The sequence below is a fragment of the Cycloclasticus pugetii PS-1 genome (assembly GCF_000384415.1).
Taxonomy (GTDB): Bacteria; Pseudomonadota; Gammaproteobacteria; order Methylococcales; family Cycloclasticaceae; genus Cycloclasticus; species Cycloclasticus pugetii.
Map to the genome: position 1 here is coordinate 1,214,795 of NZ_ARVU01000001.1, position 14,929 is coordinate 1,229,723.

General features: G+C 40.5%; 15 protein-coding genes. 8 read left to right on the forward strand and 7 right to left on the reverse strand.

Annotated features, from left to right (window positions below; genetic code table 11):
- The first annotated feature begins 121 nt into the window (after positions 1-121).
- Complete coding sequence (locus CYCPU_RS0105875; RefSeq protein WP_020162178.1) at positions 122-640, forward strand: DUF7931 domain-containing protein; 519 nt, start codon at positions 122-124, stop codon at positions 638-640.
- Positions 637-1,458 carry a hypothetical protein gene (locus CYCPU_RS0105880; protein WP_020162179.1) on the forward strand — a complete coding sequence of 274 codons (822 nt, stop codon included), beginning with the start codon at positions 637-639 and terminating at the stop codon, positions 1,456-1,458. Before CYCPU_RS0105875 ends, CYCPU_RS0105880 begins: the two co-directional genes overlap by 4 nt.
- Before the next feature lie 3 nt (positions 1,459-1,461).
- On the opposite strand, the gene CYCPU_RS0105885 is transcribed toward CYCPU_RS0105880, so the two are convergent.
- From CYCPU_RS0105885 to CYCPU_RS0105910, 6 genes are all read right to left on the reverse strand, one after another.
- A complete protein-coding gene (locus CYCPU_RS0105885; RefSeq protein WP_020162180.1) occupies positions 1,462-2,817 on the reverse strand; it encodes an ATP-binding protein in 1,356 nt (451 codons plus the stop codon).
- Between the two features lie 17 nt (positions 2,818-2,834).
- On the reverse strand, positions 2,835-3,515 hold the full coding sequence (locus tag CYCPU_RS0105890; RefSeq protein ID WP_015005982.1) for a response regulator transcription factor: 681 nt from the start codon (positions 3,513-3,515) through the stop codon (positions 2,835-2,837).
- Between the two features lie 15 nt (positions 3,516-3,530).
- Entirely contained in the window at positions 3,531-3,797 is a 267-nt protein-coding gene (locus CYCPU_RS0105895) for a PepSY domain-containing protein (protein ID WP_016390636.1), read from the reverse strand.
- Positions 3,798-3,881: 84 nt separating this feature from the next.
- Positions 3,882-4,853, reverse strand: a complete 972-nt coding sequence (locus CYCPU_RS0105900; protein ID WP_015005984.1) for a S49 family peptidase — start codon at positions 4,851-4,853, stop codon at positions 3,882-3,884.
- A gap of 2 nt (positions 4,854-4,855) precedes the next feature.
- A complete protein-coding gene (locus CYCPU_RS0105905; protein WP_015005985.1) occupies positions 4,856-5,500 on the reverse strand; it encodes an HAD family hydrolase in 645 nt (214 codons plus the stop codon).
- Positions 5,497-6,435 (reverse strand): RluA family pseudouridine synthase, encoded by a 939-nt coding sequence (locus tag CYCPU_RS0105910; RefSeq protein ID WP_016390633.1) that lies wholly within the window; start codon positions 6,433-6,435, stop codon positions 5,497-5,499. The genes CYCPU_RS0105905 and CYCPU_RS0105910 overlap by 4 nt, the downstream gene beginning before the upstream one ends.
- Positions 6,436-6,926: 491 nt before the next feature.
- Between CYCPU_RS0105910 and CYCPU_RS0105915 the strand changes: the two genes are divergently transcribed.
- Complete coding sequence (locus CYCPU_RS0105915; protein WP_020162181.1) at positions 6,927-9,419, forward strand: Rne/Rng family ribonuclease; 2,493 nt, start codon at positions 6,927-6,929, stop codon at positions 9,417-9,419.
- Between the two features lie 109 nt (positions 9,420-9,528).
- Here the strand turns inward: CYCPU_RS0105915 and CYCPU_RS0105920 are convergent, their stop codons facing one another.
- Positions 9,529-9,981, reverse strand: coding sequence for a PaaI family thioesterase (locus CYCPU_RS0105920; protein WP_020162182.1), 453 nt, complete (start codon positions 9,979-9,981; stop codon positions 9,529-9,531).
- A 499-nt stretch (positions 9,982-10,480) separates the two neighbouring features.
- Here CYCPU_RS0105920 and CYCPU_RS0105925 point away from each other — a divergent pair, with 499 nt between their 5' ends.
- Genes CYCPU_RS0105925 through CYCPU_RS0105945 form a run of 5 tightly spaced genes read left to right on the forward strand, consistent with a single transcriptional unit; the run spans position 10,481 to position 14,924 of the window.
- Positions 10,481-10,879 (forward strand): Zn-ribbon domain-containing OB-fold protein, encoded by a 399-nt coding sequence (locus CYCPU_RS0105925; protein WP_020162183.1) that lies wholly within the window; start codon positions 10,481-10,483, stop codon positions 10,877-10,879.
- Positions 10,880-10,882: 3 nt separating this feature from the next.
- Positions 10,883-12,034, forward strand: coding sequence for a thiolase family protein (locus CYCPU_RS0105930; RefSeq protein ID WP_020162184.1), 1,152 nt, complete (start codon positions 10,883-10,885; stop codon positions 12,032-12,034).
- Position 12,035: 1 nt separating this feature from the next.
- Positions 12,036-13,229 carry a CaiB/BaiF CoA transferase family protein gene (locus CYCPU_RS0105935; protein WP_020162185.1) on the forward strand — a complete coding sequence of 398 codons (1,194 nt, stop codon included), beginning with the start codon at positions 12,036-12,038 and terminating at the stop codon, positions 13,227-13,229.
- A 27-nt stretch (positions 13,230-13,256) separates the two neighbouring features.
- Entirely contained in the window at positions 13,257-13,718 is a 462-nt protein-coding gene (locus tag CYCPU_RS0105940; protein ID WP_020162186.1) for a flavodoxin family protein, read from the forward strand.
- Positions 13,719-13,757: 39 nt separating this feature from the next.
- Complete coding sequence (locus CYCPU_RS0105945) at positions 13,758-14,924, forward strand: acyl-CoA dehydrogenase family protein (protein WP_020162187.1); 1,167 nt, start codon at positions 13,758-13,760, stop codon at positions 14,922-14,924.
- Positions 14,925-14,929 lie beyond the last annotated feature (5 nt).

Consider the following 14,929-nt stretch of genomic DNA (forward strand, 5'->3'; position numbering starts at 1 on the left):
TATAGGCTTTAAGTCTTGTACGTTCACCGAATCAATTGATTCGGTTTTTTTTTGCTTTATTTGCTATTCATTACCGGCACTGGTTAACTATTAGTAATATTCATTTTACTTGGAGTTTTCAATGTCAATTTATGAGCTTGAACACGCCGTCTTTAGAGAAACAAAAACAACATTTAACCTAAACTCTTTTGAAGAAAACAAACTAGCCCTAGTTTGTTTGATTAATCAGGCCCACACTGACATTAATATCTACAGTCACACGCTAAACCCTTTGGTTTTTGATACCGAAGCAGTTATTTTTGCTTGTGAACAGTTTTGTTTAAAAAATCATCGCACTCATATCAATATATTAGTGAATGAGACACGTCCAATCACCCGAATCTCTCATCGCTTACTAGGTTTATCACATCGATTTTCTAGCAGCATTTCGTTTAAGAAAGTGGCCGCTGCTAGCCCTCCTCGTGAGGATGATTTTGTTTGTTTCGACAAAAGCGCCTACCTTCAAATACCTAACTATCAACATTATGTTGGCCTCTGTAATTTTTCAGACGCAGACCGTACTGCACAGTTCTTATCCTATTTTAAAAGTGCTTGGGAAATCAGTTCGCCAGACATCGAACTTCGGTCACTGCCATTATGATTAATAAGTTTACTGCTGCTTTTCTTTTGTTATTGTTTACCACACCTGTTCTTGCTGAACTTATTTTTCACCCTTTAAAGCACAAACAACCTGTCGATGTTATCAGTAGCATCAAACCTTTTTTACAACCTCATGAGACAGTGGGAGCCGGTTATAACGAATTAATTCTGCGTGTTGACCCTCAAAACCTATCCGATATTAAAAGACTCATTGAGCGATTAGACCAACCTGCTCACCGCTTAGTTATTCATGTAAATCGTGATGGTCAGTTTAATCAGCAAACAAAGGGTTATAACGTCAACAGTCATATCAATATTGATACCCGTCATAATGCAAAAAGTGCCATCGATGGCGAACTAAAAATATATAGTACAAAAGACCAATCAAATGAAAAGAACAATCAGAGCATACAAGTTTTAGAAGGACATACCGCTTATATATCAGATGGTGTCAGTGAACCTGTTAATAGTGTCCATATCCAACAATATAACAACCATCATCATATCTCAGCCTCTACAGACTATCGTGAAGCCTCAAACGGGTTTTACGTTACGCCTCGGTTATCGAATGATTCCGTTATTCTAGACATTGCTCCTTGGTATGAAGAAGCCTTGTCTGAAAATAGAACCTCGGCGCACTTTACCCGCGCCTCAAGTGTTATTCGCGGGCGGCTAAACACCTGGATTAAATTAACAGGCATTGATGAAATCACTCAGCAAACCAACTCTAAAATTCTTGGCAGTCAGTCTAAAACATCTATAAAAAATAATACTATTTGGATAAAAATTGTCGACCTAGATGCACAATCAACTCAATAAATGTCAGTTTTTAGGAAACACTATTGTCCATTTTTGCCCGCCTAACCGACTTTGGCCCGATGTTAACGTTCCTTTATACAGTGATACCAATTCATTCACGACCGCTAAGCCAATGCCATGACCATGAACAGACTCATCAGCCCTAATCCCCCTTTTTAAAACATTTTCAATTTCATCATCACAAATCCCAACCCCATCATCCTCAATGGTAATTTCAATACTTGAAGATGAATCATTCGTTACCTTTTTAACACTAACTTCTACAACCGTATTCGCCCATTTAAAAGCATTATCTAATAAATTACCAAACAGCTCAAAAACATCCCCTTTTTCTGCATTAAACAAAAGATTCGGCTCAATATCTTTTATCACCTTCAATGATTTATCAGCATAGACTTTGTTTAATGAATCGATAATTTGCGACACTATTAACTCTACATCTAACGGTTTTGCTAACGTCTGGTGTCCTTTAGCTGCAGCTTTTTGCAACTGATAATCAACCATTTGCCTCATTAGCAAGGTTTGATTCTCAATAACTTTTTTATCGTCTTGCGATAAATTTTCTTTTTCATAAATCCCCGTTAAAACGGATAAAGGGGTTTTTAAACTATGTGCCAAATCAGCCAAGGTATTTCGGTAGCGTTTTAAATGTGTTCTCTCGTTATCAATAAGCTTATTGAGTGTATTAGCAACCTCTTTTAATTCATGACTATAATCGTTATCTAAATACTTTGCATCGCCGGTTTGAATGCTTTCTAGGTCATCAACTATATGCCTTAACGGCCTTAAGCTAACCCTTATAATCCAAAACTGTAAAATAATTAATATCAGCCCGATGCCACCTAACCATTGCCATAAAACAGATCGGAATCCAGCTATCTGATAATCCACACTTGAGGTAGACTCAATAACAACAAATTCAAAAGTCTTCTGCTGAGAGTGTTCGTTTTCCAGCGTTGCTTTATAGTGTAAAGCAACACTTTCTTGACGGCCCGGGTGGTTTTTTATATAGGCTTTTTGACCTAGCTTTAAACGCTTAATGGGCTCTATTAATTTACCTATCGATGAGGTACTTCGCCAAACCATTTCACCGTTAAGGTCAAAAATATAGGCATATAAGCCTGAACTAAGCTGTGAGAACCTCGGTTCTGATAAGTTAGTCGGCATCACTAGTTTATTGGTACGGCTGATTTCGGCTTTTCCAAGAATAGAGTACAGGTGAATTTGAAGTCGGTCGTTTAAAGCATTTTGTGCGCCTTTTTGATAGGCCGCATCTAAAACTACGCCTGCTAAGCCTAAAAAGCAAAACAACACCACACTGGCAGAAAAAATTAACCGAGACTGTATGCTGTTATTCATCTACAGCTTTAAACTAACTAGTGATTAAGCGGAATGGAAAAGCGATAGCCTCGTCCTCTTAGTGTTTCTATCGGCTTGTGTTGATCATTGGGGTCTAATTTTTTGCGCAATCGGCCTACAAACACTTCAATTACATTACTATCACGGTCAAAATCTTGATCATATATATGCTCCGTAATTTCAGTTTTTGAAATAACCTTACCAGAATGCATCATCATATATTCCAGCATTTTATATTCATAAGCGGTTAATACAACAGGCTTTTCATCCACCAAAACCTGCTGTGCACTGCTATCCAATGATATTGGGCCACACACAAGCATTGGAGATGCAACACCGGCAGAACGACGAATCAACGCATTCATCCGCGCTAATAGCTCTTCGGTATGAAATGGCTTAACTAAATAGTCATCTGCGCCTGCCTCTAAACCCTCAACCTTTTCTTCCCAACGTGCACGAGCTGTCAATATAAGTATTGGGAAATTGATATCTTTAGCACGAAGCTGCTTTATAACTTCCATCCCTGGGATATCTGGCAAGCCAAGGTCTACAATCGCAATATCAATGGGGTACTCTGTACCAAAATAAAGAGCATCAGTACCATTATCTGTCGCATCGACAGCAAACCCCCTCTTCGTTAAATTCTCAACCAGTTGCTCCTGCAAGGATTGATCATCTTCAACTACAAGAACTCGCATAAAAAAACCTTTCCGTTATTTTCGTGTACCTTGAACACGAATTTTTTTAACATGTCCTTTATCAGTCAACACCTTGATTACGTGAACTGGTTGCCCATTCATTTGCTTTGTTTGAGCGTCAAGAACCTTCCCTTTACTATTCTTTTTAACTGTCTTGATCGCTTCATCCAAACTGATAATATCTGCAACAGCTAACACAATCATCTCATCACACGCTAAAACATGACTTGAAATAGCCATATTGCAAAAAATAGTGAACAAAATTACTTTTAAAGTGCGCATATCATTATAAAAAGCTCATTGAGTGGTTAACAGTTTATTCATTTCGCATGAATTTTAGCTGAATATTTTATCTTCTATACGCCTCTAAAACAAAAAGACTTTATTCAGTGTTGTAAAGTTAGCCATGAACGATGCCGTAGCAGCGCCCATACTTTTTGCCAATTTCTCAAGAAAGGGTTGCTGGGCTGTAAAATCAACAATTTTCTCTTCGCCAATTTCATTCTTCGCAACAGATCGAACATCACCAATAGCATCAGTCAAACCTAATTCAATACTCTCAGAGCCAGCCCACACTAGACCACTAAATAAATCTGGGTTTTCTGCTAAACGCTCTCCTCTGCCACTTTTTACAGACTCGATAAATTCTGTATGAATATCGTTCAACATCCCTTGAACGTGTGCTTTTTCAGCAGGTTTTACGTTGGAAAATGGGTCTAAAAATCCTTTATGCTCTCCGGCAGTATATAAACGACGCTCTACACCCAATGATTTCATCGTGTCCGTAAAGCCAAAGCCATTCATCACCACGCCAATTGAGCCGACAATGCTAGATTGGTTGACAAATATTTTATCCGCCGCTGACGCGATAAAATAACAGCCAGAGGCACATAAATCCTCAACCACTGCATAAATTGGTAGTGTTGGGTGAGTATTTTTGAGCTCTCGAATAGCCTCATAAACATAACTCGATTGTACGGGACTTCCACCAGGAGAATTCACCCGTAAAACAATTCCTTTAGTGTTGGGGTCTTTAACTGCATTTTTTAGACTTTTAATAATACTCTCAGCATCTGCCTCGCCACCCGAAACAATGATTCCTTTAACATCAACCATCGCGGTATGTGGACCTTTTGATAATGTGCTTACATCAGACATCGGTGACATAGCCAAGCTACTGATAAAAATGATGTAGGTTAACAATAAAAGCTTGAAAAAAATATTCCATCGTCGTGTCCGTCGTTGCTCTATGACAGAAGCCAAAGCGACCTTCTCTAATACAGATCTCTCCCACTGTTGATCATTCGGTATTGATTTATCTTTGTTAAAAAACGCCATTCTTACCCCTCAAATATTTCCATTAAATTATTAATACACGCTACCGGCATCTGTTTTGATAATATTTCATGTGAGTGGGCACCCGTGGTGACGCCTATGCTGGATACACCTGCATTATTCGCCATCTTTAAATCTAATGTTGAGTCACCAATCATTATCGCCTTGTCTGGCTGGATACCACTTTCGTCAAGAATATCAAATAACATATGTGGGCTAGGTTTCGATTGCATTTTTTCAGCACACCTAAGGTGGTCGAAATAAGGGCGAAGCCCTGTTCCATCAAGGCTTCTATCCAAACCTGATTGCCCTTTACCCGTCGCCACTGCTAACGTTTTACCCATTTGTTTTAACTTTTCCAAGGTCGGTAATGTATCAACAAACAAGTCTTTTGTTGAAATCTTTTTAGCTAAATAAACCTCACGATAGGCAGCAACCATGGCTATTTTTTCATCATCAGACAGCTCTGGAAATAAGGTTACCATTGCCTCTGACAGGCTCAGGCCAATAATATCTTTACAGGCTTGTTGGCTAGGTTGATCTATGCCTTGGTGCTTAGCTATTATCTGAATGCACTCAACAATCCAATCAATAGAGTCTACTAGGGTGCCATCCCAATCAAAAATTATTAAATCGTACTGAGTAATCATAGTGTTTTTAAAAACATTTCAAGTTCGTTATCTAGAGGCGCTTCAAACATGACCTTTTTTTCACTTAAGGGGTGTATAAACTCAAGCTTGCTTGCATGTAAAAAAAGCCTCATTAAGCCTTTCTCGCGGTAAGATTTATACTGTGCCGGTGTTGAATAGCGCTCATCTCCGGCAATAGGGTGACCAAAATGCTTAGCATGCACCCTTATTTGGTGTGTTCGACCCGTTTTAGGCGACGCTGATACTAAGGTTGCCCCTTTATATTGCGCCAATTTCTCAAACAAGGTTTCCGACTTTTTACCCTCAGGGTGAACACGCACCCTGTGTTCGCCACTTTCTAATGTCCGCTTTTCCAACGGTGCATTCACGTTGACGGACTGTTTATGGATAACACCACAGAGTAATGCTGTGTATGTTTTGCTTATTGTTCTATTGCGTAATAATGATTGCAGTCCATTTAACATTTTTCTATTTTTTGCGATCAATAAACAGCCAGAGGTCGCCTTATCTAAACGATGAACTAATTCCAAATAACGCTCCTCTGGGCGTAAAAACCGTAATGTTTCAATTACCCCGTGACTGTTTGCCGTTCCGCCATGAACAGCCATACCAGAAGGCTTATTAAGCACCAATAAGTGTTCGTCTTCATATATCACCCTTTCCTCAAGGCTCGACAACATCCACTTTGCTGGTGATGACGTGCTTTTTTCTTCCATTTTTACTGGTGGCACCCTCACCAGGTCATTGACCTTTAAACGATAGATGTTTTTTGCTCGCCCTTTATTAATCCTGACTTCCCCACGGCGAATAATCTTGTATATATGGCTTTTAGGAACGCCTTTTAACTGCGTCATTAAAAAATTATCCAAGCGTTGACCTACTGAATTTTCGTCGACCTCAATAAACCGAACTTTGTCATACGCCTCTGTTTTCATATAGTTTTAACTTTAGTGTATATCTGATTGATGTTATTAGCTTAATTTGCTATAGTCCGAAAAGTTTAATAGGTATTAGATAAGAATTATTAAACTCAGTGAACATGATAACGATTGTCTGTTAGCAAAGCTAATCTGTCGTTTTATAACTCGCCCTTTGGGGTGGTTACATTGAAGTAGGTCAGCTACTTTATTCAGCTTTACAACAGGATCTGAATGCATCAGTTACACAACTGGCATTCAAACGGGTTTTATTTGCTCGACCCATGATGAGCGATTTTTAATTGCCCATAAATACAGAAATTTAATACGGACATTTCAATAAAGCCAATTAATAAAATAAGTTTAAGCTTTTATGTCTGAACCAAGTGAGAAACAAACTATTTTTAAACCACTAAAATTTAAAGATAACAATTAGTATATGAAACTACTCCACCTTTCTCGCCTCCCAATAATTTCTGTGCACTATGCGGCATCAGGAAAAGAAACAAATGAAAAGAATGTTAATCAATGCCACTCACACAGAAGAGTTACGAGTGGCCCTTGTCGACGGACAAAAACTATATGACCTTGATATAGAGGTACCTGCAAGAGAACAGAAAAAATCAAATATATATAAAGGACTTATTACCCGCGTAGAACGTAGCTTAGAAGCCGTTTTTGTTGACTATGGTGCTAACCGCCATGGTTTCCTTCCATTTAAAGAAATTACCGGTCAAGCGATTGGCTTAGACACCCAAGATATAAAAGACAAAAACCAAATTAAAGAAGGTTTGGAAATTGTCGTACAAGTTGAAAAAGAAGAGCGTGGCAATAAAGGCGCAGCGCTGACAACACAAATTAGCTTAGCAGGTAGCTATTTAGTATTAATGCCAAACAACCCGGGTTCGGGCGGTATTTCACGCCGTATTGACGGTGATAATAGAACAGCTTTACGCGAAGTACTTGATCAACTTGAAATTCCAGAAAATATTGGCCTCATCGTTCGTACTGCCGGTGTTGGTAAGTCAGTCGAAGAGCTCCAATGGGACTTAAACTATCTTACACATTTGTGGGATGCCATTAGTCTCGCTTCAAAAGACCGTAAAGCGCCCTATTTGATCTTCCAAGAAAGCAACTTTGTTATCCGTTCTATTCGTGATTACTTACGTGCTGATATTGATGAAGTTCTGATTGATAGTGAAGCATCATTTAATTTAGCACATGATTTTATGCAGCAAATTATGCCGCAATATTTATCGCGCGTTAAACTTTACGAAGACTCCGTTCCTTTGTTCACGCGTTACCAAATCGAAAGCCAAATTGAAACCGCTTACGGACGTGAAGTCCCTCTTCCATCTGGTGGGTCTATTGTTATAGACCCAACTGAAGCGCTCACCTCCATCGACATCAACTCAGCTCGTGCTACAAAAGGTGCTGACTTTGAAACGACCGCACTCAATATCAACCTTGAAGCTGCTGATGAGATTGCAAGACAACTTCGTATTCGTGATATGGGCGGCCTATTCGTCATCGATTTCATTGATATGGGGCCTACTAAAAATCAACGGATGGTAGAAAATCGCATTAAAGAAGCGATGAAGCATGACAGAGCACGTATTCAATTCAGCAGAATTTCACGCTTTGGTTTATTGGAAATGTCTCGTCAACGAATCCATTCATCGCTAACAGAGTCTAGCTTGCCTGTTTGCCCACGCTGTCATGGCCAGGGTACTATTCGAAGTGTTGAATCGCTCTCTTTATCCATTATTCGCATTCTGGAAGAAGAAGCGATGAAAGAGCATACAGCGCGGGTAGTTGTTCATGTCCCCATTGATTGCGCGACTTTTGTTCTTAACGAAAAACGTTCTGAAGTTGAGCAAATTGAAGAGACTCATAAAGTATCGTTGATTATCGTTCCTGATAAACATCTTGAAACACCTCATTACGAAATAGAACGAATTCGTACAAAAGAAGCAAAACAAGATACGGCTGCCAGTCATGAGCGCTTACAAAATAGTAAGACTCGAGATGCTAAACCATATCAACGTGAAGCCGTCAGCCAAGAAACGGCCGCCGTTAAGAATGTTATGCCTGCTACACAACGCCCAACAGCACCATCAAACGTAGCCAACGATGGTTTCTTTAAGCGTTTGTTAAGCAAAATAGTGCCGTCATCAGAAAAACAACCTGTTAAAAAAGAGCCGGCTAAAGCAAATAAAACGAGCAATAATCAGCAAGGCAACCAACAACGCAACGCTAACCCAAACGAAAATAAAAATAGAAACCGTAATAAAAACAGAAATAAAAATAGAAATAACAAAGATCAGAGTAAGCAGAACCCAAATACATCACAGGCTGCTAATGTTGATGGTTCAAACGAAAAAACAAACCCAAAACCAGCTCAAACCAAACAAAACGATGCTGAGCAACCATCACGACCTAGAAGACGACGTAGATCCAATAAACGTTCACCTAACAGCGATGCACCTAAGTCACAAAACACTAATATTGACGAATCTAAGCCTGTAGAATCTAAGCCTGTAGAATCTAAGCCTGTAGAATCTAAGCCTGTAGAGTCTAAATCTGTAGAGTCTAAATCTGTAGAGTCTAAATCTGTAGAGTCTAAATCTGTAGAGTCTAAATCTGTAGAGTCTAAATCTGTAGAGTCTAAACCTGTAGAAGCTAAGTCCACTGAAACTGGTAACACAGGGGTTAAAAACGGTACTCGCCACCCTCGCAGAAGAAGGCGTACAACAAGCAACAAACCTAAGCCTCTCGACACGGCAAATGGCTCACCAGAAACCAATCAAGGTGCAGCCACTTCAAAGCCAGTAGATGTAGAGTCTAAGCCTGTAGAGTCTAAGCCTGTAGAGTCTAAGCCTGTAGAGTCTAAGCCTGTAGAGTCTAAGCCTGTAGAGTCTAAGCCTGTAGAGGCTAAGCCTGTAGAAGCTAAGCCTGTGGAGCCTAAACCTGTTGAGTCATTAACCAAAGATCAACAGTAATTACACACTGTCAAAAAAAGTAGTTAAAACGTTATAAACCAATAAAGGCCTCAGCAAAAACTGGGGCCTTTATTGGTCTTCTAATCTTATAAACCGAACAAACTAAGAGTCACTGTGCTGCTTTAAGTTGAATCGCTACTACATCGCCTCTGACACAGGTTATGCCATCACTTTGTAACTCTGTTTTAATAAAATATTTTCTACCCTCAACCTTTTCCACTGTGGCACGTAATTCAACTTCCTTCATCGGAACTGGTTTTATATAGCGAAGGTTCATTGAGCCGGTCACCATCTGAATGCTTCGGTCGTATTTATCATCATTTCCGACCTTTTTATGAGCATACGACAAGGCTGTATTGACTGAGTGACAATCAATTAAACTGGCAGAAATTCCGCCATACAAATAATTTGGCGGCCCAATCATGTATTCCTTAGGCGTCCATTGGCAAACTACTTCGTCACCTTCCCAATGACTTTCAATTTGCAAACCATAAGGGTTATCTTGCCCACAACCAAAACATCCATTGGGTCTCATTTTTTCTTGTATTGATATTTTTTTCATAACATCCTTTATATAAGCGCTTCAATTAATAACTAACGAGTTGTTGTTTTTCTAGATACCGCGAATCATAAGAATAACAAAGTCTATTATTTTTCTTAGACTAATTTAAAGCCCAAGCTTTTGTCGCCATAATTTCAACTAAGTTCATGAACAAGCAATAGGAGCCCGAATATAAGCCCTGTATAAAAAACCCCAAGCATAACGACTGACATCCGTTTTTTTCTCTTGCCAAGTCACCTAACGATTTTTATTGTCAGCATCCCTAGGTACTTTTTTATTCGTTGCATAAAGAGTTTTTATCAATTCTTTATTGTCTGCGTGGTTATTAAGAAAAGCTTTAACTCGTCCTGTTAATATTCACTGGTAACCACTCAAGCTATCATTATTCTCGCGTCCATTTGTATTAATTCACTGGATAAACAACATAACAATTGTTAGAATTTCAGGTTTATAAAAAGACTATTTAGCCTCAACAAAACCTGTACAGGAGTTAATATAAATGAGCACCAAAAATGAGCGATTTAGCGGCCCAGGCCCTGATCAAATCTACGATGATTTTTTAAAAAAAGGTGTTTTTTCCTTACCAAAATGTCAAGACTGCCAAGAATTTCATTTCTTCCCTCGAGTCGTTTGTCCTCATTGCGGTAGTTTTAACCTTGAATGGACAGCGGTCAGCGGAAAAGGTGAAGTTTATTCAACAACAACCGTTCGACGTAAGCCCGAACGCGGCGGTAATTACAATGTATGTCACGTCACATTAGAAGAAGGCCCTCGCCTGATGAGCCGCGTTGAAGGTGTTGACCCATTAGATGTAAAAATTGGTGATCAAGTCAGCGCCGTTATCAAAAATGATGAAGACAGTTCTTTTATTGTCTTCGTACCAACACAGGGAGTTTAAAAGATGTCACATGAATTAAGAGGTTCATCTGCGGTTGTTGGCGTTGGTTTGGCCGGTTGCGGCGAAGCTCATGGGAGAATGCCATTAGATATCCTAGCCGAGGCTACGCATAACGCGTTAGATGACGCTGGCTTAAAACTATCCGATGTAGACGGTATTTTCACCGGTTCGTCTTATCATTTTATGCCGGCATTGAGTACAGCAGAGTACTTAGGCATCAAACCGCGTTTTTCTGACAGCAGTATGGTGGGTGGTTCATCATTTGTAGCACATACCTTAAATGCTGCAATGGCCATTAAAACAGGCCAATGTGATGTTGCTTTAATTTGTTATGGCAGTAATCAGCGAACAGCCGGTGGAAAATTGGCCACCATGTCTGAACAACAAATTTATGAAGCACCTTATAAACCCCGTTATCCAATAAGCTCCTACGCACTCGCTGCGGCTCGTCATATGCATCAATACGGTACAACGCGTGAACAAATGGCTGATGTAGCTGTTGCAGCTCGTCAATGGGCGCAATTAAACCCAGCCGCCTTCGCTCGCGATGAACTTACTCGCGACGATGTGCTTAATTCGCGCATGATTAGCGACCCTCTTTCCTTACTAGATTGCTGCTTAGTAACCGATGGTGGTGGTGCTGTTATTATGGTATCGAGTGAACGGGCAAAAGATTTTCCGAATAAACCCGTTTATGTATTAGGCACTGGTACCGCTCACTGGCATCGTCAAATCACTCAAATGCCGGACTTAACAACCACCGCTGCCGTAGACGCTGGAAAGCGTGCGTTTACAATGGCCGGTTTAACAAAAGACGATGTTGATGTTGTTGAGCTTTACGATGCATTTACTATTAACACTATCCTTTTCCTTGAAGACTTAGGTTTCTGCGCAAAAGGCGAAGGTGGCGCTTTTGTCGAAAATGGTAATATTGCACCCGGCGGTAGCCTACCAGTTAACACCAATGGTGGCGGTCTATCATGTGTCCACCCAGGTATGTACGGCATCTTCATTCTTATTGAAGCCATTCAACAACTACGTGGTGGGTGTGGTGCACGACAAGTTGATAACCCAGAAGTTGCTCTGGTCAACGGCAATGGTGGAGTACTATCCAGTCAAGTAACAACAATTCTAGGAACAGAGGCAGTTTTATAGTATGAGTAACCCTTCTTTAAACGGCATAAAAGTCGTTGATTTATCACGCGTTTTAGGTGGCCCCTTATGTACTCAAATTTTAGGCGACCATGGCGCAGAAATTCTAAAAGTTGAACCTCCCGCAGGTGATGAAACACGCGGCTGGGGCCCTCCTTATCATGAACGTGGAAGTGCCTATTACGATGGGGTTAATCGTAATAAAAAAGGCATTGCCTTAGATATGCGTCAGCCTGAAGCACACCAAATTCTATTCCGCTTACTTGAAACAGCAGATGTTCTTGTTGAAAATTTTAAGGTTGGCACACTCGAAAAATGGGGTATAGGCTTTACTGATGTATTACAAAAGAAATTTCCTCGCTTAATTCATTGCCGTGTAACTGGTTTTGGCAGTAATGGTCCCTACGCTGGTTTCCCTGGTTACGACGCCGTTGCTCAAGCCACGTCCGGCTTAATGAGCATTAACGGTGACGCTGATCGCCCACCTGTTCGAATTGGTGTGCCTATCGTTGACTTGACCACCGGCATGAATGCAGTTATTGCGATATTATTAGCCTTATATGAGCGAGAAACTTCTGGGCTAGGCCAATCAATAGAAGTCAGTTTATATGATACGGCGGTGAGCTTAATTCACCCGCATGCCGCCAACTGGTTTTTAGATGGTAAACCACAAAAACGCCTCGGTAGCGCGCATCCAAACATCACACCTTATGACCTCTTCCCTACCGCTAATGGGATGTTGTTTCTAGGGATTGGTAATGATCGTCAGTTTGCTGGTTTATGTAAAGAATTAGGTCACCCTGAAATAGCACAAGATCCACGTTTTACGATTAATGCTAACCGCGCCAAAAATAAAGCTGAGTTGCGCGTTATTCTTGAAGATTTACTGGCTAACCGCGATGGCAAAGCGATGACCGCAGAATTAATGAGCAAAGGTATTCCTGCTGGCGCAGTACAAACGGTTGAAGATGCTTTGCAGCACCCGCAAACTAAAGCAAGAGAAATGGTCATAGAGTCGGGCGAGTACAGAGGCACAGGCATTCCTATAAAACTATCGCGAACTCCGGGGAAATTTAAATGCCGCCCTCCCCAATATGGTGAAAACAATACCGAAATATTAACGGATGCCGGCTACAGCCCAGAAGAAATAGAGCGCTTTAAAGAAATGCAAATAACATTAGAAAAACCACGTAAATAACTGATAAATAATTGTTTTTTATATAAAATGAAACGCTTAGCTATTATTGCTCATGCACCCTCGCCGAATATAAAACGGATGATAAATGCCGTCTTAAAGGGTGCAAATAGTAATGAGGTAAACGGCGTCGAAGCTATTTTTATACCCGCGCTAGAAGCAAAGGCAGAAGATGTACTCAATGCAGATGCATTAATTTTAGCTACGCCAGAAAACTTAGGTTATATGAGTGGTGGCTTAAAGGATTTTTTTGATCGTAACTATTATCCGTGCATGGATAAAACAGAAGCCATGCCCTGTGCAGTCCTTATTCGTGCAGGCAATGATGGCACTGGCACAAAACGAGCGATTGAATCTATTTTAACCGGCCTACGATGGAAAATTGTTCAACAACCGCTTATTTGTCGTGGTGATTTTAAAGAAGAATTTATAGGCCAAGCCGAAGAGCTTGGCCTTTTTATGGCGGCTAGTTTAGATGCTGGAATTATCTAAACCAGATAACCCATTAACGACCTAGTAGGCAATCAAGTAATGAATTTTTCCTATACTGAAGAACAGCAAGCCATTCAAAACTCTATTCAAAAGCTTTGCAAGCCTTTTGATGATGACTATTGGTTAAAGCGCGATCAGCAAGGTGGTTTTCCACATGACTTTTACCAAGCAATGGCAGACGGTGGCTGGATGGGAATTTGTATTCCTGAAGCTTATGGTGGTTCAGGTTTAGGTATTACCGAAGCTGCCATTATGGCGAGTACCATTGCTGAATCAGGAGCGGGTATGTCTGGCGCATCAGCCGTTCACATTAATATTTTTGGCTTAAACCCCGTTGTCGTGTTTGGTACCGAGGAGCAAAAAAATCGCATGCTACGACCCATGGCTGAAGGTCGCGAAAAGGCTTGTTTTGCTGTTACTGAACCGAACACCGGATTGAATACGACGCAGCTTAAAACCTTGGCTATCCGTAAAGACGACCGTTATATTGTTAATGGGCAAAAAGTATGGATTTCCACTGCGCAAGTGGCTGATAAAATCTTATTATTAGCACGAACAACTCCTTTAGAAGACGTTAAAAAACCTACGCATGGTTTAAGCCTTTTTTATACCGACTTCGACCGTAATAAAATTAGCGTTCATGAAATTGAAAAAATGGGGCGCAAAGCGGTTGATTCAAATGAATTATTTATTGATGGCCTAGAAATACCGCTTGAAGACCGTATTGGCGAAGAAGGAAAAGGCTTTGAATACATTCTTCATGGGATGAACCCTGAACGTATTTTAATTGCAGGAGAAGCCATAGGCCTTGGAAGGGTTGCGCTAAAAAAAGCAACCGATTACGCTAAAGAACGTAATGTTTTTAATCGCCCCATTGGCCAAAACCAAGGCATACAACACCCATTAGCTGTGTGCTGGTCTGAGTTAGAAGCTGCTTGGCTGATGGCCATGTCGGCTGCTTGGCAATATGATAATAATCAACCCTGTGGTGCAGCGGCTAATGCAGCTAAATATTTGGCTGGAGAAGCAGGTTTTCATGCTTGTGAAACAGCAGTTATGACTCACGGTGGTTTTGGCTACGCAAAAGAATATCACGTTGAACGCTATCTTCGTGAATCAATGATACCAAGAATTGCCCCTGTCAGTCCTCAGCTTGCCTTATGTTATATTGCAGAACGCGTATTAGGTTTAGCTAAATCGTATTAACCATT

Bases quoted from the DNA above. Each gene is read 5' to 3' on its own strand.
- CYCPU_RS0105875 (WP_020162178.1), top strand. From the start codon at position 122: ATGTCAATTTATGAGCTTGAACACGCCGTCTTTAGAGAAACAAAAACA.
- CYCPU_RS0105880 (WP_020162179.1), top strand. From the start codon at position 637: ATGATTAATAAGTTTACTGCTGCTTTTCTTTTGTTATTGTTTACCACA.
- CYCPU_RS0105885 (WP_020162180.1), bottom strand. From the start codon at position 2,817: ATGAATAACAGCATACAGTCTCGGTTAATTTTTTCTGCCAGTGTGGTG.
- CYCPU_RS0105890 (WP_015005982.1), bottom strand. From the start codon at position 3,515: ATGCGAGTTCTTGTAGTTGAAGATGATCAATCCTTGCAGGAGCAACTG.
- CYCPU_RS0105895 (WP_016390636.1), bottom strand. From the start codon at position 3,797: ATGCGCACTTTAAAAGTAATTTTGTTCACTATTTTTTGCAATATGGCT.
- CYCPU_RS0105900 (WP_015005984.1), bottom strand. From the start codon at position 4,853: ATGGCGTTTTTTAACAAAGATAAATCAATACCGAATGATCAACAGTGG.
- CYCPU_RS0105905 (WP_015005985.1), bottom strand. From the start codon at position 5,500: ATGATTACTCAGTACGATTTAATAATTTTTGATTGGGATGGCACCCTA.
- CYCPU_RS0105910 (WP_016390633.1), bottom strand. From the start codon at position 6,435: ATGAAAACAGAGGCGTATGACAAAGTTCGGTTTATTGAGGTCGACGAA.
- CYCPU_RS0105915 (WP_020162181.1), top strand. From the start codon at position 6,927: ATGAAAAGAATGTTAATCAATGCCACTCACACAGAAGAGTTACGAGTG.
- CYCPU_RS0105920 (WP_020162182.1), bottom strand. From the start codon at position 9,981: ATGAAAAAAATATCAATACAAGAAAAAATGAGACCCAATGGATGTTTT.
- CYCPU_RS0105925 (WP_020162183.1), top strand. From the start codon at position 10,481: ATGAGCACCAAAAATGAGCGATTTAGCGGCCCAGGCCCTGATCAAATC.
- CYCPU_RS0105930 (WP_020162184.1), top strand. From the start codon at position 10,883: ATGTCACATGAATTAAGAGGTTCATCTGCGGTTGTTGGCGTTGGTTTG.
- CYCPU_RS0105935 (WP_020162185.1), top strand. From the start codon at position 12,036: ATGAGTAACCCTTCTTTAAACGGCATAAAAGTCGTTGATTTATCACGC.
- CYCPU_RS0105940 (WP_020162186.1), top strand. From the start codon at position 13,257: ATGAAACGCTTAGCTATTATTGCTCATGCACCCTCGCCGAATATAAAA.
- CYCPU_RS0105945 (WP_020162187.1), top strand. From the start codon at position 13,758: ATGAATTTTTCCTATACTGAAGAACAGCAAGCCATTCAAAACTCTATT.